This is a genomic window from Enterococcus sp. MSG3290 (assembly GCF_050555565.1).
GTDB classification, from domain to species: Bacteria; Bacillota; Bacilli; order Lactobacillales; family Enterococcaceae; genus Enterococcus_B; species Enterococcus_B faecium.
The window spans coordinates 250782-275020 of sequence record NZ_CP187862.1 but is presented as its reverse complement, the minus strand read 5'-3'; the positions used below and the strand labels follow the sequence as shown (position 1 = coordinate 275020).

General features: G+C 34.1%; 18 protein-coding genes and 1 pseudogene. 4 read left to right on the top strand and 15 right to left on the bottom strand.

Annotation, left to right across the window (positions count from 1 at the left end):
* Positions 1-21 precede the first annotated feature (21 nt).
* Positions 22-797, bottom strand: a pseudogene (locus IGL31_RS01310) (cell surface protein); the annotation flags it as partial.
* 145 nt (positions 798-942) lie between these two features.
* Between IGL31_RS01310 and IGL31_RS01305 the strand changes: the two are divergent.
* On the top strand, positions 943-2580 hold the full coding sequence (locus tag IGL31_RS01305) for a hypothetical protein (protein ID WP_086299913.1): 1638 nt from the start codon (positions 943-945) through the stop codon (positions 2578-2580).
* Positions 2581-2724: 144 nt separating this feature from the next.
* On the opposite strand, the gene truA is transcribed toward IGL31_RS01305, so the two are convergent.
* The 3 genes from truA to sstT form a co-directional block, all read right to left on the bottom strand.
* Positions 2725-3465 (bottom strand): tRNA pseudouridine(38-40) synthase TruA, encoded by a 741-nt coding sequence (gene truA, locus IGL31_RS01300; RefSeq protein ID WP_002294728.1) that lies wholly within the window; start codon positions 3463-3465, stop codon positions 2725-2727.
* Between the two features lie 190 nt (positions 3466-3655).
* Positions 3656-4291: a DUF998 domain-containing protein gene (locus IGL31_RS01295; RefSeq protein ID WP_002294730.1), complete on the bottom strand. Its 636-nt coding sequence runs from the start codon at positions 4289-4291 to the stop codon at positions 3656-3658.
* 146 nt (positions 4292-4437) lie between these two features.
* Positions 4438-5658: a serine/threonine transporter SstT gene (gene sstT / locus IGL31_RS01290; RefSeq protein WP_002317132.1), complete on the bottom strand. Its 1221-nt coding sequence runs from the start codon at positions 5656-5658 to the stop codon at positions 4438-4440.
* 254 nt (positions 5659-5912) lie between these two features.
* Between sstT and IGL31_RS01285 the strand changes: the two genes are divergently transcribed.
* Positions 5913-8906 (top strand): LTA synthase family protein, encoded by a 2994-nt coding sequence (locus tag IGL31_RS01285; RefSeq protein ID WP_306297572.1) that lies wholly within the window; start codon positions 5913-5915, stop codon positions 8904-8906.
* 59 nt (positions 8907-8965) lie between these two features.
* On the opposite strand, the gene IGL31_RS01280 is transcribed toward IGL31_RS01285, so the two are convergent.
* The 5 genes from IGL31_RS01280 to IGL31_RS01260 all read right to left on the bottom strand — a co-directional run bounded on the left by IGL31_RS01280 (position 8966) and on the right by IGL31_RS01260 (position 13454).
* The gene (locus tag IGL31_RS01280) at positions 8966-9676 is read right to left on the bottom strand and encodes a DUF4767 domain-containing protein (RefSeq protein WP_002328329.1); all 711 of its coding nucleotides are present in this window, start codon (positions 9674-9676) and stop codon (positions 8966-8968) included.
* 241 nt (positions 9677-9917) lie between these two features.
* The gene (locus IGL31_RS01275) at positions 9918-10460 is read right to left on the bottom strand and encodes a ferritin-like domain-containing protein (protein ID WP_002298699.1); all 543 of its coding nucleotides are present in this window, start codon (positions 10458-10460) and stop codon (positions 9918-9920) included.
* 4 nt (positions 10461-10464) lie between these two features.
* A complete protein-coding gene (locus IGL31_RS01270) occupies positions 10465-10692 on the bottom strand; it encodes a heavy-metal-associated domain-containing protein (protein WP_002294740.1) in 228 nt (75 codons plus the stop codon).
* Positions 10693-10770: 78 nt separating this feature from the next.
* Positions 10771-12651: a heavy metal translocating P-type ATPase gene (locus tag IGL31_RS01265; protein ID WP_002294742.1), complete on the bottom strand. Its 1881-nt coding sequence runs from the start codon at positions 12649-12651 to the stop codon at positions 10771-10773.
* Between the two features lie 188 nt (positions 12652-12839).
* Positions 12840-13454, bottom strand: a complete 615-nt coding sequence (locus IGL31_RS01260; RefSeq protein ID WP_002324335.1) for a GNAT family N-acetyltransferase — start codon at positions 13452-13454, stop codon at positions 12840-12842.
* 141 nt (positions 13455-13595) lie between these two features.
* Here IGL31_RS01260 and IGL31_RS01255 point away from each other — a divergent pair, with 141 nt between their 5' ends.
* Positions 13596-14156 (top strand): TetR/AcrR family transcriptional regulator, encoded by a 561-nt coding sequence (locus IGL31_RS01255; RefSeq protein ID WP_002294749.1) that lies wholly within the window; start codon positions 13596-13598, stop codon positions 14154-14156.
* A gap of 177 nt (positions 14157-14333) precedes the next feature.
* On the opposite strand, the gene IGL31_RS01250 is transcribed toward IGL31_RS01255, so the two are convergent.
* The 5 genes from IGL31_RS01250 to IGL31_RS01230 are packed head-to-tail and all read right to left on the bottom strand — an operon-like array spanning position 14334 to position 19521.
* Positions 14334-16916: a family 78 glycoside hydrolase catalytic domain gene (locus IGL31_RS01250; RefSeq protein ID WP_086299914.1), complete on the bottom strand. Its 2583-nt coding sequence runs from the start codon at positions 16914-16916 to the stop codon at positions 14334-14336.
* Between the two features lie 47 nt (positions 16917-16963).
* Positions 16964-17788, bottom strand: a complete 825-nt coding sequence (locus tag IGL31_RS01245; RefSeq protein WP_002307836.1) for a PTS system mannose/fructose/sorbose family transporter subunit IID — start codon at positions 17786-17788, stop codon at positions 16964-16966.
* A complete protein-coding gene (locus tag IGL31_RS01240) occupies positions 17785-18600 on the bottom strand; it encodes a PTS mannose/fructose/sorbose/N-acetylgalactosamine transporter subunit IIC (RefSeq protein WP_086299915.1) in 816 nt (271 codons plus the stop codon). Before IGL31_RS01240 ends, IGL31_RS01245 begins: the two co-directional genes overlap by 4 nt.
* 3 nt (positions 18601-18603) lie before the next feature.
* The gene (locus IGL31_RS01235) at positions 18604-19086 is read right to left on the bottom strand and encodes a PTS system mannose/fructose/N-acetylgalactosamine-transporter subunit IIB (RefSeq protein ID WP_086299916.1); all 483 of its coding nucleotides are present in this window, start codon (positions 19084-19086) and stop codon (positions 18604-18606) included.
* Positions 19087-19521, bottom strand: coding sequence for a PTS sugar transporter subunit IIA (locus IGL31_RS01230; RefSeq protein ID WP_002338593.1), 435 nt, complete (start codon positions 19519-19521; stop codon positions 19087-19089). It abuts the gene before it with no gap.
* Between the two features lie 301 nt (positions 19522-19822).
* Between IGL31_RS01230 and IGL31_RS01225 the strand changes: the two genes are divergently transcribed.
* Positions 19823-22585 (top strand): sigma 54-interacting transcriptional regulator, encoded by a 2763-nt coding sequence (locus tag IGL31_RS01225; protein ID WP_086299917.1) that lies wholly within the window; start codon positions 19823-19825, stop codon positions 22583-22585.
* Between the two features lie 1106 nt (positions 22586-23691).
* On the opposite strand, the gene IGL31_RS01220 is transcribed toward IGL31_RS01225, so the two are convergent.
* Entirely contained in the window at positions 23692-24237 is a 546-nt protein-coding gene (locus IGL31_RS01220; protein WP_086299918.1) for a hypothetical protein, read from the bottom strand.
* Between the last annotated feature and the right edge of the window lie 2 nt (positions 24238-24239).

Sequence of the window (24239 nt, the reverse complement as noted above, 5' to 3'; positions counted from 1 at the left end):
ATCGAGAATCTTTCAACTTATTAGGTGCAAATCTGTTTTGAAGGGACTGTGTATTTCTTGATAATTCATCTGCTGCAACATAGGATACCAAAAATAGCTAGTTAATGCACAAGTCAAAAAAACAGCCTTTACTAAATTCACGACCACAAATTTTATATCGTTTTTTATTTGCTTGCTTAAAAACAAACGAACTATAATCATACAAGCAATCAATGCACTACATAATAGTGTAGTTAAGACATGAGTATACACAAGTAGACTTATACTGACAGATAAAGCGATGACTTTTTTTCTCTATTGAATATCAATCCATAAGCATAATATAAAACAGCTGGGATAATCGTAAGAGCGATTACTTCTGCAATTGCGGATCGATAATAGATATCAACTGTTCGATAAGTTGCAAAAGTATATAAACAACTAAATAAAAAAGCAGCATCTATCTTTTTAAAAAACTTTTCTCCATAATAAAAACTAATCAGAATCGTACAAATATTTAATAACCAAATATATAGAACATAACTTAATATTAAGTTATTTGAAATTCCATAAAAAACGACTGCAGGAATTATTGTAAGAAAAGGATAAAAATAGTTCAGTCCATCTCCATAATTGTTAAATGTTGTATAGTTGATTGGCCCTTCAAAAATAGAAGATAACCCTTTGATTCGTGAAAGATGAAAAGATAAATCACCTGTTGTATAAATTTCTTGAGCATTTCTCATAAAATTTACTGAATATAAAGTACTAAGTAAGATAAGAACTACTAAAAGAAATGCTTTTTTACTTATTTTCATAGATTTGTTGTTCTCCTTTTTTAATTCTATTTTCAGTATACTAGAATTGTCTTTTTTTAATAAGCTTTGCGTTAAATTTTTCATAGCACTAGTATGATATACTAGAAAAGAATCAATTTTTATTACTTTTAAATAGGAGAAAAAAATGAAAAAAAACAAAAACCAAATAATAGATATCATTTTTATGTTATTTCTAAGTTTTGCTTACGTCATCCCTCTATTCATGTCTAAGGGAATCTATCATAGTGTCAATCAGGATACTTACTTTCATTTATCTCGAATCATAGGACTAGATAATGTATGGAGTTCTCCAGTAAACTTCAATAACTTCGATCATCATGGAACAATGATGAATATTTTTTATCCATGGCTTACTCTTTATCCAGCTTTTTTATTTTATAAAATGATGGGAAATCTTGTTTTAGGTTATAATATCTACTATTTTTTTATCACTTTTTTAACAATGGTCGTTTCTTATTTTTCTATGAAACAAATAAAAAACAATCGTTATATTTCGCTGTTATTTTCGATTATTTATACATTTTCCGCCTATCGTGCCATTGACATATTCCATCGTGCTTCATTGGGAGAAGCTGTCGCTTTAACATTTTTGCCTTTGATACTAATGGGGTGTTACGAAATTTATATTAGAGATTACCAAAAATGGTACTGGTTGTCTATTGGCATGACGCTAGTAGTGTATACTCATTTACTTTCTGTCGCTATGGTTTCTGTATTTATTGGAGGAACGTTGTTTCTTTCTTTTTATTTTTGGGACCAAAAAATCGCTAGACTCTTAAGTCTTTTAAAAGCTACCGCCCTCACCTTTTTTTTAAGTGCGGGATTCTTAATTCCTTTTATTCAACAATCTAGAGCACAAGAATTGAAAGTCCCACTGGGAAAAGAATTAAGTGGTATGGCTCCTAGTGATATGCTGACACATATTTTAAATAATAACTATAACAACTATACTATTGGATTATTCTTATTTCTCGGATTGATTGGTGCTTTTATTTTTATAAAAAAATTAACTGCTGATGATTTATTTATTTTCTTTCTTGGTGTATTTGTTCTTTTTTGTTCAACCAATTTATTTCCTTGGCAACTTTTTAACCATACACCAGTTAAGAGTCTACAATTTGTCTGGCGGTTAAATGGTTTTTCTTCTTTATTTATAGCCTATACGATGAGTATAGTGATTTATTATATTTTTTCTACTAAAAATAATTCATGGAAAATAATGGTCTTTACGTTTCTTGCACTAATATTGCATCTCTCAGGAGTAAGCAATTCTATCCATGCTAACAAAGATTCATTAACACTTATAGCACCTGAAGACGCTGTTGCTATAGCTGAAAATTACAATCATACTGATTATGCAAACAAAGAGTCAATCTATCATCCTGATATGATTAATAATGATCAATATTTACTAGGTAACCAGGAAATAAATCCAACAACTCATTTTATGAGTAACAAACTTACAATTGAATTAGATAATTCGAATAATAAAAATACTGTCTTGATGACACCTATTTATCGTTATAAAGGGCAAGTGGCTTCTATTAATGGCAAACTAGTACAAACAAAATTATCTAAGTTTGGCACAACTGAATTAACTATTCCTCCAGGTATAAATAAAGTCGTTATTACTTATCAGTACACAAAACTAGCAATTGCTTCAAGATATTTATCTATCGTTACTTTGATTTTATTTTTACTTTATCGATTTACTTTTTCTAAACAAAAACAACCGAGAAGAGAAGTACAACATTCTCACTAGATTTTTATTTAAGAAAGACTTTTTAGCTGTACACATAAACAGGCTAAAAAGTCTTTTTTTATATTTCTTTAATTTGCTTCATACATTATTTAACATCGATATTTATACTGTGAAACATGCGTTTCATCCATTATCAAAGTATTTTTATCGATAATAAACTTCATCCAAAAACAGACCTTGTGCAGGGACGGTTTCTCCTGCATGTTGCCGCACTTTGCTTTCAAATATTTCATCGATTGTTTCTATCGGCATGGCACCTGTGCCGATTTCTAGTAATGTCCCCATGATAATCCGCACCATTTTATATAAGAATCCGTCTCCGACAAAAGTAAAATGAAGCATTTCTCCCTTTCGTTCGATAGATAATTCATCAATCGTACGCACTGTGGATTTTTTTGATTTTTTCAATGCAGAAAAACCAATGAAATCATGTGTACCCACTAATTTTTCGCAAGCTGCATTCAGCTTGTCCATATCCAACTCTTGAGGGAAATAAAAGCTGTGGTTTCGCTCAAATGCTGAAGGAATCACGTTGTTCCAAACATAATAGCTGTATTTTTTGCCCACCGCATTATATCTTGAATGGAAGCGCTCAGGCATTTCTTCGATTCTTTTGATGACAATATCCCGCGGAAGGTAACGATTCATAAAGTCGATCATTTCTGCCAGTCCAATTTCTGTGTTTGTTTTAAAATTTGCTACTTGTCCTCGCGCATGGGTGCCAGCATCTGTTCTTCCTGATCCAATAATTTCTATCTCTTCATTTGTCATCTGATGCAATACTTTTTCGATTTTTCCTTGAATGGTTTTATCGTCATCTCCAAGTCTTTGCCATCCTGAATATCTTTTTCCGTCATATTCGATTGTCAACTTGATGTTTCTCATATTTTAGTGGCTCCTCTGTCTTCCATTTGGTCTTCTCTCTACCTTTTTAAGATTGTAGCACAAAATATAGCTCCTTGCTTCTCTAAGACAGAAGCTATACAAGAAAACTGTGGAAATATATATTTCAGAAAAACAAAAAACAGCCACCGGATGAAGTATCCGCTGACTGTTCAATTTGACGGCTCAAGTTTTACTGTTTGAGATGCAAGATACTCAACCAGGCAATGGGCACATAATTAAAGAAAAAACTGATTCTTTGGCAAAAACCTATTTTATTCAGTAATGGCCAAGAATTTATAGAAGGAATTCTTGCCAGTCCATAAATCGCCGCAAAAAGCAAACTGATCACAGACAGTCCAAGGTATAAGTGGCTTACGTCCATTTGCCCATTTTTTCGATAGATCAAGAAAAGAAGAACTGGAAACAATAAAAAACCACTGTAACCTAAACCTGATCCGATATTATGGACCCATGTCGAGACATTCCACGAAGATTCATGGGTATTGATACTGAACAAACCTGTAAAGATACAATCACCTATACCATAGAACGCGATGGCTGCTGTAACTAGGGTAGCTAACACACGAGATGTACTTACAAATGCAGCATACAATGCAGGCAATGACAGGATGAAAAAGATCCCTGAAACCACAGACCAAATAAGAAACGCTTTTCTTACAGGACTGGAAACCTCTCCAAATACACTGATCACGCTCTTCATTTGATCTAATTCAGGATAATACAATCCTAATACGTACGGAGTCAAAAAATCACTCAGCACGCCTAATAATAAAAAGAAAAAACCAAATTTACGTAAAAAATCCATGATACGCCTCCAATAACAATTACCTATGCTTTTAATTGTTATTATAAACGACTTTATCTTGATTTAACAGAAACCTCTATTTACACGAACATCTATATAACTCATTAAAAACTCGAATCATTTTAAAAATACTAAATATCTAACGTTCAACGTTCACTTAATCCATCTAAACAATCTTTCAATTTGATTTTTTCCCCACTTCTTTTACGCGCGCCTAGCTCTCCTATTGCAGTAAACAACAGATCACTTGACGAATTTAAGGCAGTTTCCATTGAATCCTGGATAACACCGATAATAAATCCAATACCAACGATTTGCATCGCGACATCATTAGAGATACCAAACAAACTACATGCTAATGGAATCAATAACAGTGAACCGCCCGCAACACCTGAAGCTCCACAAGCAGCTAAAGCAGACAAAATACATAAAAGGACTTTCAAAACAAATGGTGCTTCAATCCCTAAAGAATGTACAGCAGTCAACGTCATCAAGGAAATGGTAATCGCGGCACCGCCCATATTGATCGTAGCACCTAACGGGATCGATATGGAATAAGACTCTTTTGTCAATTTCAATCTTTCAGCCAACATCATGTTTATCGGGATATTTGCGGCAGAACTTCGGGTAAAGAAAGCGGGAAGTGCGCTTTCTTTCAAACAAAAGAAAATCAATGGATAGGGATTTTCTTTAATAAACAAAAACGTGAGGAATGGGTACACAACTAATGCGACAAACAGCATCGTACCGATCAAAACAAGTAAAAGCTGCAGATACTCTGCCAATCCAGCGATTCCAGTCGTAGCAATTGATTGATAAACCAATCCTAAAATCCCTATCGGAGCAAATGCAATAATCACTTGTACGACTTGTGACAACGCTATAGATATCTGATCCACCAACTCTTTTGTCGATTCTGAACGTGCTCGAAAAGCTAGTCCCAACAATACAGCCCAGAATAAAACGCCAAGGTAATTCGCATCAATAAGAGATTGAACAGGATTTTGTGTGACATTCGTCAACATAGTAGATAAAACACTTTCCAAACTTTGCGGTGCTTTTTCAGATACTGTTTCTTGTAAAGTAATAGGAACAGTAAAAATTGAACTTACAATAACTGCTACAAGTGCAGAAAGCAATGTTCCCACTAAATATAAGATCAAAATAGGCTTCACAAATGTCTTATTCCCAATTTTATGCTTGGCAATTGACGCCATCGTCAAGAAAAAAACTAGAAGAGGCGCAATTGCTTTCAAGCAACTGACAAACAACGTTCCCAATATTGAAATAAATGTCCATGTGGGGAAAAAGATACCAAACAATATTCCGACTAAAATACCAACAACAATACGTTGAACTAACGACATATCCAAAAACTTCTCTAACAAATGACCACCCTTTCACAATTTTAACAATCATTGTATCATTTTATGCAAAGAAACTAAAGGTATAATTTTCTAAAAATTCTAACAATACAAACAACCATTTCTTGCTAATTTTGTACTTTTTCTGTCTACACGTTGTTTTTTGAGATATTCTAAGTTAGGATGTTATTAATGGGCAACTTATCAGGAAACGTTTTCTTATGTTTTTGTCCAATTTTTTTGTGAGGTGTTTATTCTTGAAAAAAATAAAGAAGGAGAGTTATGGCTTCCTGACAATCTTTGTCGCTTGTATAATGATGGTTTTACAGCGTATATTGATTTCAGCAGTCACTATTCCTACATATGCAACAAACCCTGGTCGATTCTACATCTATACATTTTTACAAACTTCCGTTGTTATTGGTACAAATTTGATCCCACTTTACATGGGTTACCAATATCAAAAAATCGCCCGTTTAAAAGTTTTACATTATTTAAGTCGTTTTGCCTTTATATTCCTAATAGCCACACTAGTATGCAATATCTTTTTTTACGTACAAGCTGGCAGCTTGAATATTCGTGATTATTGGCTTATCCTAACACCTATCAGTCAGAATTACTTTACTTATGCTGTTTCTTGTACTTTGCTTTTTTGTAGTATTCCTTATACAGTTGGATTTTTAAATAAATTATCAAAAACAACAATTAAATATCTACTATTATTTTTAACAATTGGATTAGTTGGCTGCTCTACTCTATTTAATAAAGACCCGTTTGCATTACAGAATGGACAGAGTATTTTATGGATTTTTTATTTATTTTTAATGGGTTATGGTTTGAAAGAATGGAACTGGAAAGAAAAGGTCCGCTATAAGCTTCCTCAAGTATTTATCAGCTTGATTGTTTTATTCGGTTTGATTATTTTGATGACACAAATTTCACTCATCATCAGAGGAAATACAGATACAGCGCTGAGGTTTTCTAAACCATATTCTCTCTTCGCAATGTATTATACTTTCTCTTCGTTTTTATTTTTAGAAATGCTATCTGATAAATTAGGTATAAAAGGAAGAGGAAATTTTCTTGCTGTATTTTTGATTGTCACTCAAGTTATATGTAATTTCCCTTTAGTTTCTTATCGCGTATCTACATTTATGAAACGTGAATTTCCAAACTCAGGGAAGGCATGGCTGATAAATATCGGGCAGTTTTTTATTTACTATTTATTAGCAGTGTCCCTCCTAGTTATCTTTTTATTTTATATACAAAAAATTCGTTTCATTCATCGTTTTATCGAATACTTCGCTTTTGATTCGATTGAACAACTAACTCAGCGTTGGAAAAAAAGAATTCATTGGCTTTTTGTTTATAAAAGTTATTTTTTAGTTGGAGCATTTTTTTACTGCTTTACCTTCGTGCAGATTTTCGTTTTAGAACCAAAAGAAGGTTGGAAAGAAACTATCCAGGTTGCCTTAAAAATATTTACTCAGCGACAAGCACCCATGATCCTGACAATCATCATTATTATGGGATTTTTCTTCTTACTATTGTTGATTTCCAATCGTTTTTGGTACGCCTTGACTGCTACCTTGATCATTAACTTACTGCTCACTATTTCGACAGTAATCAAAATGGAAATGCGGGAAGAGCCTGTCTTTCCTTCAGATTTAAAAATGCTGACCGGATTGTCAGAACTATTATCGATGGTTAGCCCAGTCTTATTAATCGTGGGCGGATTGATCCTTCTCCTATTATTGATTACTAGTATTATTGTACAACGTAGACTACAAAAACAGTATTCCTTGAAGATTCATTGGAAACGTCGATTTATCAGTATCGCTGTATTATTAGGATGTTTTTCGGGTGTCTTTTTCATTAATCATAAAAATTCGCCTTCTTTCTTGCTGTTTAATTTATTTAAAGTAAACAAGACTTTCTTTAACCAGCAAGGCGCCGTAAAAGATAACGGACCAGTCATTCAATTCCTAAACAATATCGACATTAAAATCATGGAAGAACCTGCTGGCTATTCGAAAGAAAAAATTAATGGAATAATGAAAAAGTACAACACAAAGGCAGATGAAATCAACCAAACAAGAAGTGACTGGTTAAACAATCAGACGATCGTTCTCAATTTAAGTGAAAGCTTCAGTGATCCTGCACGTGTCCCTAATCTGACAGTACCTACAGACCCTATTCCTTACATCAAAAGCATTATAACAGAAGGAACAGGAGGATTGATGTTATCCGTCGGTTATGGTGGCGGAACAGCTAACATGGAATGGGAAGGACTGACAGGCTTGAGTATCAGTAACCTGTCTGCTTCGTTAGTTACACCTTATACCCAGCTAGTGGAGCGTCAGAAAATAAGTCCAAATATTACCGATCTATTCGATGAAAAAATAGCCATCCATCCTTTTACAGCTGCTCTTTATCGCAGAAAACAAGTGTTTGATAAATTTGGTTTTGACAGGTTCTATTATTTAGACAGTCCGGATAAATTAACTTATACGGATAAAATAGAACAAAGCCCACGCATATCGGATGATTCAGCATACAAAGAAACCTTGAAAGCTTTACAAAGCAATACAGAAACGTCGCAATTCATCCAATTATCCACTATGCAAAACCATATGCCTTATGATGATTACTATAGTGAATTGAACTACACTGCTGAAGGAACTGCTGTCATTCCTAATAGAAGAAAAGAATTACAAACTTATATGCAAGGCCTTCACTATACCGATACAGCAGTAAAAAAATTCATCCAAGAAATCGACAAAATCGATAAACCGATTACCTTTGTTTTTTATGGTGACCATTTACCCGCAATCTATAGTGGGAATGATTCGAAAAAATATGGATTAGAACAGCACCAGACAGATTATTTCATTTATAGCAACAAGTATAGTCGTGAACAAGCAGCTACGTTAAATAAAGAAGTTGTTGCTCCTAATAACTTTGGTGCTATGGCTCTTGAGCATGCGAATATCAAAGTAACTCCTTACTATGCGTTGTTGACAGAAGTATCTAATCATCTACCTGCATTAACAATTGATCCTACAGAAAGCTTGTCTAATCGTTTTAATGGAAAACAGGTCTTTGTTACAGAGGATAGTCAAATTATCCAAGAAAAAAATTTAACTGAGAAACAAAAAGAAATTCTAGAAGATTATCGTCTGATACAATATGATCTTGTTGCAGGTAACCAGTACAGTGCAACATGGGCGACACAAAAAATAAAAGACTAACAAATAAACTGAGCAAGGGGTTGTGATAAAAGACATGTCACAACCCCTTGTTTATCTCATTAATTTGCTTGTCCATAAACGATTTGATTAAAGCCATTTTTCAATTCATTATTCGCTGTCTCGTTAAAGTAAAGATAATTATCGGGATTCCCCTGATTTTGTTGTGTCACCAATACTTTTGGCTGATTTTGCTGAAACCCGAATAGATAGACGTGCTTTTTCAGATATGGTTCTGTCTCTGCATCGGAATAGACGGCTGTGATTTGATAATCTGCTTGACCTGTCCCACTTTCTGACCATTCTGCAGAAACAGGCACTCCACCAATAGCCATCTTCCACTCCCCGTTCAAAATAGCTTGAGGGACTTTAAGACCATATAAGTCCACACTCATTTGATTCGTATAGCTTTTGTATTGTTGTCCCATTGTTTGGCCCCATGTAGCCATAAATGCCTCTAATTGTGCGGATTTGTCTGCATTCCACAGTATTTGTTCGACTTGTTCGCTGCTTTCTGAAGATGAAGCCTCTACAGAAGAACTTGAAGTAGATGTTTGAGTTGTTTCAGTCGTTTTGGAAGACTCTGACGAAGTAGAGGTATCTGCTGTTTCCGTACTTGCTGCAGTTGGCTTGCTCTCTGTGCTAGTTGTTGTAGTAGTTGCAATTGTTGCTTTCGCTGTTTCTTTTGTTGATTCTTTTTTCGATTCATTCCCGTTGGTACAACCAGCTAACAAAAAAGCTAGACCAATTGTTACTAAAATCCTTTTTTTCAATTAAAAAACTCCTTTCGATTACTCCCACTTCTTTATTCTATCAAATAAGCAATGTGATTTTATTGATTTTTTGTATTTTCTCATCCATCTTTTAAACCTTTTAAAAACTAAGAAGCACCCGCTGATGTCTTATAGACAACTTCAGCGGATGCTTCTTTTTATTTTATTTTTAAGACAAAACTTCGTGTTTTTTTCCTGTTTTTCTCACGCTTTATATTTGTATTTGAAGAAACATAGACTTTTAGTCATCATCGTCTTCCTCATCCAAATCTTGTCGGACAGTTTTTCCTTGGAGTCTTTGTACTTGGTAGATGATTTCTTTATTGAAACTTAAAAGTTCAACGAGTAATTGTTGCAAGCCATATTTTTCTTCTTTTTCAGCTAACTTGATTGCCCGTGTGATAAACATATTTTGGAAATCAAAATCTTTTGCAAAGTTTTCCAACATTGTTGAGGCTGGTAAATATTTGTTTTGACCGTGTTCGTAAATTTTTCCATAACGCATGACTTCTTCTAAAGTAGACGGAACGATTTCATTATCAATCACTAACTCATGAGAGATTTTATTGAACCATCTCGCTTCTTGATCAGCATATTCTGAAAAAAGGGTACTTAATTCTTGCGAAGATGTACCCAAAACATACAATTGTGCTTGGATCAATTTCATTTCTTCTAATTTAAAATTTGCTAATACATGCCCCACCATGGCGCCAGCAGTTGGTTTATGATGGTCGATATCTGCTTGTTTTGTTTCTTGAGCAAATTTTTCTTCCACTATATTCATTGATTTACGCCTCTTTTACTTTTGCTGATTGGACTTCATAACCTAATTTTTCCACAACTGCAGCTAATTGTTCAGGGTGGACTTCATCTGGATCAAAGTTTGCTTTGATTTTGCTCGCATTAAACAAAACTTTCGTATTGCTTACCCCAGGCTGTTGAGAAACCGCATGTTCGATTTTTTGCATACAGCTTGGACAAGCTAGTGTATCTAATTGCATAATAATTTTTTTCATCGTAGTTCTTCCTTCCTTTTTCTTGATAGTCTTATTCTAGATTACAGCTTCCATAAAAAAATTGATTCTTATCAAGTTTTACGATTTTTCTTCTTTGCTTTCGTGTCCAAAATACAATAAACGCATCGCGTTAAAGATAACGATCAAGATACTAGCTTCGTGAACGAACATCCCACTAGCCATGTAAATAAACCCGGCAAATAAGCCGATGAGTAAAAATAAGACGACACCAATGGCAATCACTACATTTTCACGGGTATTTAAAACAGTTTTCTTAGCCAAGCGGTAGGCATGAACCAACGATTCAAAATTAGATTGCATCAAGACAACGTCACTCGTTTCGATAGCAACATCCGTTCCTGATCCCATAGCAATCCCGATATCAGCCGCAGCCAAAGAGGGAGAATCATTGATTCCATCTCCAATAAAAGCAACGCGCAATCCTTGTTCTTGGTATTTTTTCACAAATTGAACCTTTTCGTCTGGTAATAATTCAGCATGGACTTCATCAATGCCTAACATATCAGCTACATAATCAGCAGTCATCTGATTATCACCTGTCAGCATCACTAACTGTTTTGCTCCTGCTTGTTTCAACTTAGCTAATTGTTCAGCGACTTCTGGTCGAATCACATCTGACACACCTATGATTTGAGTGATTTTTTTGTCGATTGCTACAATAATGACCGAGCTGCCTGTTTGTTGTAATTGATGTAAATCTTGTACTTGCTTTGGTGTGAGAGAAAGTTTGTGAGCGGCAATCAATTTGGTGTTGCCCGCACAAACTGTATGACCATCAATCTCAGCTGTGATTCCTTGTCCCTTGATTGTCTGATTATCTTTGACTGCTAATTGTTGAAAATCAATGTCTTTCTCCTGAGCATAATGGATCACGGCGCGCCCCAGAGGATGATCGGATAACGTTTCTAATCGAGCCACTAAAGCTAAGCTGTCCCCTTCATCCTCTGTATAGTTCTTGATAGTGGATACAGCAGTAGTTCCTTTGGTCAATGTACCAGTTTTATCAAAGACAAAAGTATCGATTTTGGAAAAAGTATCCATTGCTTCACCGCCTTTGACTAAGATGCCCCGTTTCGCTCCATTACCGATTCCTGCTACATTCGAAACAGGCGCACCAATGACTAAAGCGCCAGGACAACCAAGAACCAAAACAGTGATTGCTAAACGAAAATCACGACTAATCAGACCAACAACCAACGCAATAAGTAAAACGGTTGGAGTATAATACTGAGAAAATCGATCAATGAATTTTTCCGCATGGGATTTGGTATCTTGTGCTTCTTCTACTAATTCGATAATTTTGGCAAAGGTCGTATCATCTCCGACCTTAGTTGCTTCAATCGTCACGTAGCCATCTGCTAAAATCGTTCCAGAGAAGACTTCATCTCCACTGATTTTGACGACTTGTCGTGATTCACCAGTCACTGCGGCTTCATCCGCATACCCTTTCCCGTCAATGACTCGTCCGTCCACAGGAATAGCTCCACCAGTTTTTACTAAGACGATATCGCCTTCTTCCACGTCATCGATTTCCACTTCTTCAGTCGTTCCATCTTCTTGGACAACACTAGCAGTAGATGGGGCCATCTCGGTCAAAGCCTTGATTGACTCCCGCGTTTTGGTCAATGTTTTTTGTTCCAGATAGCTACCAAACAAAAACAAGAATGTAACGATAGCTGACTCCTTGTATTCTCCGATCATAAAGGCACCAAGCACAGCAATAGTAACGAGTAAATCAATTGAGATAACTTTGACTTTCACTGCCTGATACGCATGGATCATAATAGGTATGACCGCAATAATAGAAGCTATGGCTAGAGCAATGTTATAGAACAAGACAAAACCAGTAAATTTTCCGATAAAACCAAAAATAATCAACACAGCTGATAAGGCGGTGATATGATTTCGATGCTCTTGGATCCACTTTTGTAATTTCATCTTTCTCCCTCTTTTCCTTTCATTCTTACGAGACTAAGTATAGAGACTTATCCATCATAAAAAATTGACCACTATCAAGTTTAGTCAAAAAGGCGGTTTTCTTTTGGTAGAATACACTACAAAAAATAGTTAGCAAGAAGACTCACTAAAAGTGATCTTGCCAACTATTGTCGTTTCTATCAAAATTTTCATTGAATGATTTTCCTGTACAGCATACATCGGAGATCTATTTCTTTATCTAAGATTTTTATCTTGCTAATTTTTTCCTTTAGTCTTTCAAATCCACGTCGTTCATAGAATTGATACGTACAGCCACTATCTGTAAAAAGGAATATTTCTTTTCCTTTCTCTCTTTTTTCAAATTCTGTTAGCAACTTGGTACCGATGCCTTTTATTTTCAAATCAGGATTTGCAGCTAAAAAAATGATCTCTCCATCTGGTGAATGCTTCTTTAAATATGCTGCAAGCATTTGTTCATTTGCTGTCTCGTAAGCTCCTTTACTTTCTTTAGCAAATATATTTTGTAAAAAATCGAATATCTTAACATATATTTGCTGTCCAAAAGAACGATGTTTCTTTTTTTCTCCTTTTATCTCCGCCAGCAAAATACCTGCCAACTCGTCCTCTGCATACAAAGCAAGAATTTGAGTTGCTCGATTCAACTCCATATACAAAAAATATCTTCCGTAAAGATTCAGCAGAAGTTCATTTTCCATATATCTCTCAAAGTTCATTCCTTCAACAGCAAAATAGATCGCTTTTTTGTAATCTTTCTTTTCTAAGGGTTTAAAAGTTAGTTTCATCATTTCGCCTCCTCAACTTCAATGATTGTGTTATACTTACATTATAATAGACACAGTGTCTACTATCTATAATCAATCATCTATAAGATTGTCGATTAAGCGACAGCTTTGCTTTGATATGTCGGATAAGGAGATAGGTAAATGAAAAAGACAGATAGACGCGTCAAAAAAACAGAAAAAGCTTTGGCTGAAGCACTATCCACATTATTAGTAAATAAAAAGATTCAAGCAATCACTATACGCGAACTAACAGAAACGGCAGATGTACATCGTTCGACTTTTTATACACATTATAAAGATATCTATGATCTATATGATCAATTAGAAAGCAACTTTTTTCGGGATCTAAATGAAATTCTCTCTTATGATCCAGCCCATAGCTATGAGGAACTATACACTCGCTTGATTGACTATGTTTACGCAAATACTTTTTTATATCGCTTATTTATCCTCAACCATGGTGATATTTCGTTTCAGAAGAAAGTTAAACAAGTTATTGAAGAAAACTATCTGAACATATGGCTATATGAAGACAAGAAAACGATTATCACAGAAGAAATGAGATTCTTCACTACGTACCACGTCCAAGGATGTCTATCTGTTCTCAATCGATGGGTAGAAAGCAATTACAAGTACTCCAAAAAAGAATTATTAGAACTCTTACAGAAACTGAATGATCACATAGAGAAAATCATGCCTTGAATAAAAAAAGGCTGTGACAAAAATCTTGTCGCAGCCACTTTTTCCGGTAAAAATAGATGAAAAAGTTCTTGAAAAACTATGCTGTTTTTCGAATTTTTTTATAGGAGTGAAATATATTTAGTTGCTTCCACCATACAAATTTTGTAACAAAAATAATGATTGTACACTATTACTTAATTATCTTTTGATGGCTTCAATTAACCAACTGCCATCGATGATTGTTTTCGAGTTTACTTTAAATTCTTTTGAGAATCTATAATTGATAGTTGAAGGAATCTGGGCTTTTATCATCGTTTTTTCTTGCGTTTTTTCCCATCCTATTCCAATTTCTCCATGAATCGTTCTTAAAGTCCCTTCTGCAAATTCTATATCGTCAGGAATATAAGGATCAATTAATAAATCAGTAGACTCTTGTGTCTCTTGATCAAATTTGATTCCCAATAAAGTAGAGATAAACCATTGACTGTATGATGTGAACATAGCATGATTTAAAGAAGATCCATTCATTTTTTTAAAATACTCGCCCAACGCTCCACTATTATTAGATACCATAGAATAAAAACTTGGATAATTTTTCCTTGTGAGCCATTGATAAATTAAATCTTGATCATCTAGAATTTCATATGACCACGCCATGCCAAAAATCCCCATCTTAAAGACACCATCATCTTCCCTAATTTGATTTTTGAATTTTTGTAATAATTCTGGGAATTCTTTATCTAATCCAGCTTTGAGAGAAAAAATATAGCTTGATTGGCTGCCACCTTGAAAATAACCTTTAGAATTGTAATATTCCTTTATTAGTTTTTCTTTTACATACCTAATTTTTTCTTCTAACTTTTCTGTTTCAAAGCTCATTCCTTTAGTAAACACAGCTAATTTTTGATAGCTTTGCAATACTATTAAATACATTGCTGCTGAACAAAATTCTTTATCTGGCGGTGTTTCTTTGTTATTAATAAGAACAGTATCTACAGAACCCCAATCACCCAAACAACAATACTTAATGTACTCATAATCAAATTTCAAAAGATAATTCAGATGTCTATTCAAAGATACTGAAATTCTTTTGTCCTCAATAATGGACATTCCATAATATTTCATATATTTTAAGACAATGACTGGAAGCACTAATTGCCATCCTAACGAACCAGCGTTATTACTAGGTCCAAACGTCTGGATACCCATAAATGGAGCAGTTTGTGTTATTCCTCCTTCAAGGGTTTGATCGAAAATAAAATCAAGCAACACTTTTTTCAATAATTGTTCCGAATCAAATGAATAAATTTGAGATTCTATTAATGCGACAATATCTCCACCATATCCTAGTCTTTCACGAGCACAATCTTCATAATATGAACGGATATTATTTCTTTTGGTTTGAATCGCAATACGTTGAAGATCATTCAACAACTGATTAGAAGTATTGAATTCACTTGTTATTGTAAGATCAGCATAAGTATCAAATGCATGTAAATCATTGATATCAAAAATAGCGCATTCTCCCTCAACTTTCATATATCGAAATGAGTGATAAACATACATGTTTTCAAATGTCGTTTTACCGTCCCCACATAGAAACTGATCTTCCTGTATGACTGTATCTGATTCATTAATCCCCTGTTCCGGATCATTGATTCCATATATGCTTGTAGTTGTGGTAGAATAGTCCAATTCGGTTTGCGAATCATTGAGGCTCTCAGCATAATTAATTTTTATATTTTGTTTTTTTGAAGAAATAGTTAAAGAAATCTGCCCTGAAATAATTTTTCCAAAATCAATCAAATAACCATATTTCGTTTTCTTTATTACATTTGGTTTTCTTTTTTTCAATCTTTTCGTTTTTGGTATAGTACTTGGCACAAGTTTTCCAGCTGGACCAACGATTTCCGTTACCCTCATATTTACTCGAGTAGATGAATCAGGATTACTTTCCTCATTTTCAACAAACGAAACTCTTTCGCCAATATAAATATTGTCGAATAGAATTTCCCCTCCTTCAGCTAACCAATCATGATTACTCTCAACAATATTTCTTTGTTTGCCATTCGCCAATTCGCTGATTGAACAAATGAGCATTGGCTTACCAATGGAAAGGCGATGTCTCATATTGTATTTCCCTAATAATTTCAACGGGGCAGGATTGTACCAGCCATTTGCCAATTCTACTATAATTTCATTTGAACCTTCTTCCACAAAAGGATTAAGCTTATAAGTATCATAATACACTTGTTTACCATAGTTTGTTACATCTGAATTCAAATAGTAATCGTCTATTCTTTTCCCATTGATATAAGTTGTATAGTATCCTAATCCACAAATATCTAAAAATAAATCTTTCTCTAGTCTCTCAACTATAAATGATTTTTTTAGAATAATAGAAGGTCGATCTCTGTAATACATATTTTCTTTCTCAATAGGATGATCTTGTCTTGTAATCCAATGTGCGTTCTTCAAATTAGGGTTTGCGGAATAAAACGTTGTATGAAATTCCTGTATACTTTCTTCCCCTTCTATAATGATATGAAGTAAGTACTTTTTTCTTTGATCAGAAATAGTTGGAAATTTCACGTTGCTATATTTTTTATTTCCTATCTCTTGTTTGAGAACGATATCTTGATCTTCGTTCATAATATATAACTGGGCTTTTTTTTGAATTATGTTTATTCGAGACCAATTTATTATAATCGATTCTTCTACATCCACAGCATAATTAGTATACTTTCCATTTATTATTATTAAATCGGTACAATTTTCCATAACGCCTCCACATTATTCAATGACTTAAGAATTTTCTATGCAGATAATTACGCTAGAATTCCTATTATTGATAAAAAGATTCCAATTACCATAATCGAAACGATGATTGCTACAGCATTTTTTGCATTTCTTTTTTTAAGTAAATAATAGACAAGCAACGTGATAAGCAATGGAAAGAAATTAGGCATGATACCATCTAACATTTCTTGGATCTTTATGGTAGATTCTCCAACCGTATATTCGATAGGAATATTAATTTTCACAGTACTTACGATAAGAGAACCAACTACCATCATTCCGACCACATTTCCCATAGTAGCCAACCGTTTTAACATTTTATTGCCGTTTTCTCCTGTTAACAACGCCGATCCTTTTTCATACCCCATAAAAATTCCTTTATATTTTAAAGGCCAAATAGTCAAACTGAACAGAATGAAGAAAAGGATAGGACCGATTGGATTCCCTTCAATTGCTAGCCCTGAAGCAATACTCATGTATATAGGAACTACTGTCATTGCTAACAAGCTGTCACCTAAACCAGCAAAAGGCCCCATCAATCCAGTTTTCACAGCAATAACAGACTCTTTTTGATCCTCTGGTGTTTGTTCCTCCATAGCCATTGTTATTCCTAAAATCGGACCGTATACATAGGGATTAGTATTGAAAAACTCTAAATGTCGCTTAATTGCAGCTACCCGTTCCTCCTTTGGTTTATCCCCATATATTTTTTTCAAAGTCGGTACTATTGAATAATATGCACCTAATGCTTGCATTCGTTCAAAGTTACTTGTAGCCATTAATAATTGAGAACGAAAGAATGCTTTTGTTAAATCTTGTTTTGTCATCTTTGATTGCTCATTTTCTATAATCATAAATCGTATACCTCCTCAATAGCTTCTGAATCATCATTTTTATTTGTGATAATTTCATTAGACGTTATACTAACATTTTGTGTTGCGTCCTCCCGATTTATCATTAGATCATACAAACCAGCTAAGCAAACTCCTATGATCGAGATAGCGATTGTTCCTAAATTCAAATATGCTGCAAATACAAAGCCAAGAAGCAAAAAAATCCACATATTTTTACCTAACATCATCATCAACAACATACCCATACCAACAGCTGGTATAATGCCTGCAGATACAGTTAGTCCGTCAAAAATTTGTTCCGGCACAAAATCCAAAACTGATTGTACTGCTGGTCCGCCAAAATATGCCGCTAGAAAGACAGGAACTGAACCAGCAATAAAACTTAATGGGATTCCTAAATAGTTATATCGTGCAACTTTGTCAAAATCCCCACTTTCCACTGCTTTCTCTGCTTTATGAAGAAAAACGATATTGACCGTATTCGTTAACATGATGATTTGCTGACACAACAATGCTGTTGGTACGGCTACTGCCAACCCTGTCGCTAAACCACCGCCTGTCATAATGGCAATTGCCACGCCAATTATCGCTCCTGTTGCTTCATTAGGTGGGATATATGCGCCGATTGCTGCATTTGCCAGCCACATCATTTGAAGTGTACCACTAATTACCAAACCTGTAGTGATGTCTCCCATTATCACTCCTGCAACTGATCCAGCTAAAATTGCTTTTGGCGTTCCAGTCCACAGCGTCCTTTCATCAACAGTACAAATCCCAGCCCACACTGCTAACAATATGCATTGTATTAACATTTATTATCCCTCTCCTTCTATCAATTCTGATATATGGATTTCTTTATCTGATGGAATCATTTGAACGGATACTTTGACACCTTTGTTGCTAATATTGACAAGTGCTTGTTTTTCTCTCTCATCTAAAGAAATAGCCCGTGTGTACCTTGTACGAGTAGAGGTAAATTTCATGCCGCCAAGATTTAAATAATTAAACTGGACCCCTCCATCTAACAACGTCTCTACATCTACAGGATTCGTTAATAATAATAAGGTTTTTCTTTTAATTGCAGTTTTTTGATAGATTTCTGCAAACTGTTCTACCCCGAATGTTCTTACAATGACATCTTGAGGTGCCATCATATCGAAAACTGATTTTTGAACAGGGTCATTTGTTATCGAATCATTAACAATCAAGATTTGTTCAATTCCTTTTTGTTTTACCCAAGTTGTGACGACTTGGCCATGTATTAGACGATCATCAATACGAATCAATTCAATTGCCATCTACAATCCCTCCGCTTTTTCGATTATTGGTTTTGGTGTTTCTATCTGTTTCCAACTATAAGACATTAATTCATTCATTTTCTCCATCACGTACTCAGGTGCCTTTTCTCTAAAATTAGACAATTCAAGCAGAATCCCTAGATTGAATCCTGCAAAAGCATAGTAATCCTTTCTTTGGTATTTCATTAAAATCATCGCGGCTGCATTACTAGGTGTTCCTCCAAAAATGTCACATATAATAAGCAGTCCATTAGTCGTATCAAGTTCTTCTATTTTCTCTTCAATTTTAATTACAAAATCAGCTAAGCTCATTCCTGGAAATAATGAAACCACACGTGCATTACTAAAATCACCTTGTATCATTTCTAAACTATTTAGTGCTTCTTTAGCAAAAAAACCATGACTTGCTAAAATAACTCCCATCTTCTTATTCATCAAATGCCTCCCTTCAATAAAAAACAAAGCAAAACTCGTGCCATTTTTTAACTTATTGAAATCTAGGCAATTCTAAAAAGAAAAAATGCACATGTAATACGCATAATAAAAATATTGGACTATCACGTACGTAATGATACAGATAAATACACAAAAAACATCTTTTCTAACTAAGATTTAATAAAATTGGTATAAATAGTCGGCTGCTATCTTCAAAAGCCACTCTCAGCTTTTTCCATAAGTATTTAAGTGTATTGATTTTTATATTAAAGCGCTTTATATTAGTGGGAGGAGGTGTTTTATGAAACGAATAGACAAGGTGCACCATTACTGCACCGCTTACACAGAAAGCCTTTCAAAAAAGATTTTATTAAATGATACAGATATTGGTATAACCGCAAAAGAAGTGTCTTTGGAATTAGATATTTTAAGAAATAATGCTTCTTCGGATCTAAACAAACTCATGAGGCAGGACAAATTATTAAAACTATCAGGAAAACCAACCAGATTTCTATGTAAAAAAATACTCTGTCAAAGACTAAACCTTCGTTATATAGGAGAGACAGAAATAAATTCCATACAAGAACTCATAAAAGATAACTACTCCTCTAAAAAAATTCATCCTTTTGATTCGTTGATCGGTGCAAATAAAAGTTTACAACCAGTTATTCAATTAGCAGAGGCAGCAATCACTTATCCTCCAAGAGGATTACATATGATGATTTTTGGAGAATCAGGGACTGGCAAAAGCTTGTTAGCTGAAAAAATATTTGATTATGGAAAACAAGAAAATATTTTCAACGAAAAAGCAAATTTTTCTGTTCTTAATTGCGCCGACTATGCAAGCAATCCGCAATTATTGCTAAGTCACTTATTTGGAAATGTCAAAGGAGCGTACACTGGAGCAGATGCCGATAGAGTAGGATTGATAGAAGCTGCTAATGGAGGAATTTTGTTTCTTGATGAAGTCCATCGCTTGCCTCCAGAAGGACAGGAGATGCTTTTTCAATTTATCGATAAAAATCAGTTCTATAAACTAGGTGATTCTGTCAATAAGCGCTACGCTTCAACATTGCTGATCACGGCAACTACAGAGCCTCCGAATTCAGCATTATTAGAAACATTTAAGCGTAGAATCCCTGTCATGATCCAACTTCCAAACTTTCAAGAAAGAAGCATTGCCGAAAGATTGGATCTCATATCATTCTTATATAACAAAGAAACAGAAAAAATTGGTTCTCAAATAATCGTACAGCCAGATGCGATTCAAGCATTGTTGGCTTATACCCCGCTCGGAAACATCGGTCAATTGAAAAGTGACATTCAATTATCTGTAGCTCGTGCTCTATTAGAAAAGAAAAAAAACAATTCAAAAGAAGTTCTGATTACGCAAGACTTCTTTCCACCTACAGTTTTATCATCCTTAATAAAAATAAATCTAGCTGACAAAAAAGAAATCGAAACGATTGTTGGCGTAAAGCCATTTGTTTTTGATACCACATTGGATGAAGACAGAAAAACAATCGCCAGCTATGATTTTGTAAATTTTTTTACTAAGAATTATTCCAATAGCCCCCGTTCAATTACACAAGCATTTAATGATTATTCACAAGAAATCGCTAAAGAGCGATTGCGAAATGATCATTTCACCTTTTTATTGAACGATGATATAAAAAGCATTGTCTTATTAATATCAGATATTTTATATAACACCTTAGGCATCATCCTAGATAAAAATGTCAGTACTGCTTTTGCTTTATATATTCACAGCCACACTCAACAAAACGATATATTTTTCAGCCAGATCAAAACAACAGAGAAGCTACCTGCTAATGTTATGCAAGTTACACGTAAAATCGTCAAGCAGTTAGAACAAAAAAAGAAGATCATTTTTTCTCAAAATGAAATCCATTCATTGAGTCTTATCGTTTCTTCCATAGTAGAAAATAAAACAAATAGTAAAAATGTCAGTATTCTTGTATGTGCCCACGGCGAGCGCGTCGCATCTGAAATTGCACATACTGTGAATAGTCTTCTTTCCAAAGAAATTATTGTCCCTGTTGACATGCCTTTACACAGTACACCAAAGCAAACTTATGATGCCATAAAAAAAACGATAGCTGACTTTGAATCGACAGAAATCATCATTTTTGCTGATATGGGATCTTTAGTAAATTTTGAATCTAATTTAAGAAAAGAAACCCAAAAAAGCATTTTTATCATTGAACGAATTGATACATTGATAATATTAGAAGCTGCTAAAAATACAGAATTTTTATCTATGGGACTACAATCTACTATCAATAATATTTTAGACATTGATAATCGTAGAAATACTTTACTTAATAATAAAATAGTTTCCAAATTCAATAAGAGAAAAAGCAAAATCATCTACACAGTTTGTCAAACTGGAGAAGGAACCGCCCGATTTTTAGAAGAAAACATTAAATCATTATTGAAAGAATTAAAAATATTTGATGTTGATGTTCAATCAATCAGCGGTCATAACGGAACTTCAATACGAGAAACCATGCTACGTTCTAAAGATATAGAAATCATAGCAATCGTCGGGACTGTAAATCCAAAAATCAGCTATGCTCCTTTTGTTTCTCTAGAAGAAATTGTTCTTCATGATGGGTTAGATAAGGTACTTTGTCATCTTACGACTGAAGAACAACAATCAAAAAAGGGCAGCAGCCACTCATTCACAAGAAATATCGTTTTTGATATGGGAATTGAAGCAGTGGACAAATACCTCTACTTATTAGCTGGGAATAAGATCCAAAAAAGCTTAATGGATTTTATCGAAGAATTGGAATGTACTTTCCACAAAAAATTCACTTATTCCATTCTTTTAAAACTTTTGATTCACACAGCGTGTCTAATTGAGCGTACATTGATAAACGGTCATGAACTTAAAATTATATCAGAAGATGACACAAGGCCTTCTCATGAACCAATTTTTCATGTAAAAAAGGCCTTCAAAAATATTGAAACAGAATTTGGGATCACTGTTTCTTATGATGAATGTTTCTTTATCTATGATATTATTGCATCTAAATAATCCTTCGGTTTATGTAAACGAGTATTTTTTAAACTTATTGTTTAAGAGTGATAATATTTCACCTTAACAATTAAAGGGAGACAATTAAAAGTTTGTCCCCCTTTTTGCTGACTATTTTCAATATTAGTTAAGAAGAACCGTATCCTTCTCGTATCACAATTGAAGCTTATTTATTATAATTTTTTCAATGGTATTCTCGTTTATGATAAGGTTTTAGGTATCAAGAGTGCATGAAATTTATAATTCACTTGGATGTTGAAATATAGATATTTTGTTTTCTCAACTTATTTAGTCAACCTATCTTTCTATTTTAATCCTGTTCATTACTATCACATTGTTAGATAATCAAGTACTTCTGTTCCTTCATCATTCTCCCAAATTATTTAATGAAGATTTTTTGAGTAAAAATCACTCATTATCCCTAAAAAAATAAAAATCAGATTTTCGTGCAAATCCCCTGAGATGTCTCTATTAAACTTCTACATGATACCACATCATACCAGTATCAACTTGGGTTTTATCCTCTATATAAATGATATATCCATAATGTCTTCACCGTCTGTATTATTGGAAGTCTTGAAACTTTATAGTTGGCTAAACGAAGATAAGCACATCAATGCCTAAAGAATGGAAGCCTGTGTTTTTAGGCTGGAATGGGGCTTGATTTGATTAGTGGATTGGTGACTAAATATGCTCCTATACAATGAAATATCCATTAAAATGATTTTAAAGATTCTTTGCTGCAACCCTTTGAAACTGGTATGTTCTGCTGAATTATCAAGTCGTTCGCTTTGTGATCAAAAATAGTTGCTTTTATGGATTCTGTTGGTTGATTATATGGTCATTGTTGCGCTAAGTTTATCTGTATATCATAAAACGTTGTCTAACGAGAATTGATTTCTCATTTGCCAACGTTTTTTCTTTGCCCGTAAGGTCGATAATTTTATAGACGTCGTGCAAATCCTTGAGCGCTTATTGAACTCAAAGGCTAGCTTAATAGGATCGGGATTTGGTTTGCAATGTTGTTGCAATTTTCATTTAGATATAAGAAAACCATTTCACGTTTAGCTTGATTGCTAGTTGTGAAATAGCTTTTTTGCAATCATTCAAGTTTGCCACCATTGCTTTAAATCATTTAAGCATACCTCATCCCCACGTACGGAAACTTCTATATTATCAATACCAACAACTGAAGTTTCCCATAACATTCGGCTTGCCGAACTTCCTTCTATCTTACCTATACTCGCTATATAATTTCGATGATAAACGATGATGCGAGCCAATGTAATAGTAATGAACCAATTGTTATCTTGATGATTAAATTTGGTTATATTGGTGTTTTTCATTTCTTGATTAAAATTCAAGCCTAGAACTCGTTCCTGCCTTTTAAGACAAATAATTCCTTTTAATGTGAAAGGCATACATCCTAGATATACGAACAGTCCCAAGAAAAGAAAAACCCTTGAAGATTCTATTAGGATTTCAAATACAGGCCAATCAGTCCATCCATAGTCCCTAATTTGAACATAGTTCATCAGTAAAAACATGGATATTGAAAATACTGCTACTATCCAAAACATTTCTCTCATTGCACGGGTGTAGAGTCTCCAGATTGTAATGTTTTTTTTTTGATTAATCTTTTTATTTATCATGG

Coding starts and splice junctions, on each gene's coding strand:
- IGL31_RS01305 (WP_086299913.1), top strand. CDS start 943: ATGAAAAAAAACAAAAACCAAATAATAGATATCATTTTTATGTTATTT.
- truA (WP_002294728.1), bottom strand. CDS start 3,465: ATGAGAAACATCAAGTTGACAATCGAATATGACGGAAAAAGATATTCA.
- IGL31_RS01295 (WP_002294730.1), bottom strand. CDS start 4,291: ATGGATTTTTTACGTAAATTTGGTTTTTTCTTTTTATTATTAGGCGTG.
- sstT (WP_002317132.1), bottom strand. CDS start 5,658: ATGTCGTTAGTTCAACGTATTGTTGTTGGTATTTTAGTCGGAATATTG.
- IGL31_RS01275 (WP_002298699.1), bottom strand. CDS start 10,460: ATGAATATAGTGGAAGAAAAATTTGCTCAAGAAACAAAACAAGCAGAT.
- IGL31_RS01270 (WP_002294740.1), bottom strand. CDS start 10,692: ATGAAAAAAATTATTATGCAATTAGATACACTAGCTTGTCCAAGCTGT.
- IGL31_RS01265 (WP_002294742.1), bottom strand. CDS start 12,651: ATGAAATTACAAAAGTGGATCCAAGAGCATCGAAATCATATCACCGCC.
- IGL31_RS01260 (WP_002324335.1), bottom strand. CDS start 13,454: ATGAAACTAACTTTTAAACCCTTAGAAAAGAAAGATTACAAAAAAGCG.
- IGL31_RS01255 (WP_002294749.1), top strand. CDS start 13,596: ATGAAAAAGACAGATAGACGCGTCAAAAAAACAGAAAAAGCTTTGGCT.
- IGL31_RS01250 (WP_086299914.1), bottom strand. CDS start 16,916: ATGGAAAATTGTACCGATTTAATAATAATAAATGGAAAGTATACTAAT.
- IGL31_RS01245 (WP_002307836.1), bottom strand. CDS start 17,788: ATGATTATAGAAAATGAGCAATCAAAGATGACAAAACAAGATTTAACA.
- IGL31_RS01240 (WP_086299915.1), bottom strand. CDS start 18,600: ATGTTAATACAATGCATATTGTTAGCAGTGTGGGCTGGGATTTGTACT.
- IGL31_RS01235 (WP_086299916.1), bottom strand. CDS start 19,086: ATGGCAATTGAATTGATTCGTATTGATGATCGTCTAATACATGGCCAA.
- IGL31_RS01230 (WP_002338593.1), bottom strand. CDS start 19,521: ATGAATAAGAAGATGGGAGTTATTTTAGCAAGTCATGGTTTTTTTGCT.
- IGL31_RS01225 (WP_086299917.1), top strand. CDS start 19,823: ATGAAACGAATAGACAAGGTGCACCATTACTGCACCGCTTACACAGAA.
- IGL31_RS01220 (WP_086299918.1), bottom strand. CDS start 24,237: ATGATAAATAAAAAGATTAATCAAAAAAAAAACATTACAATCTGGAGA.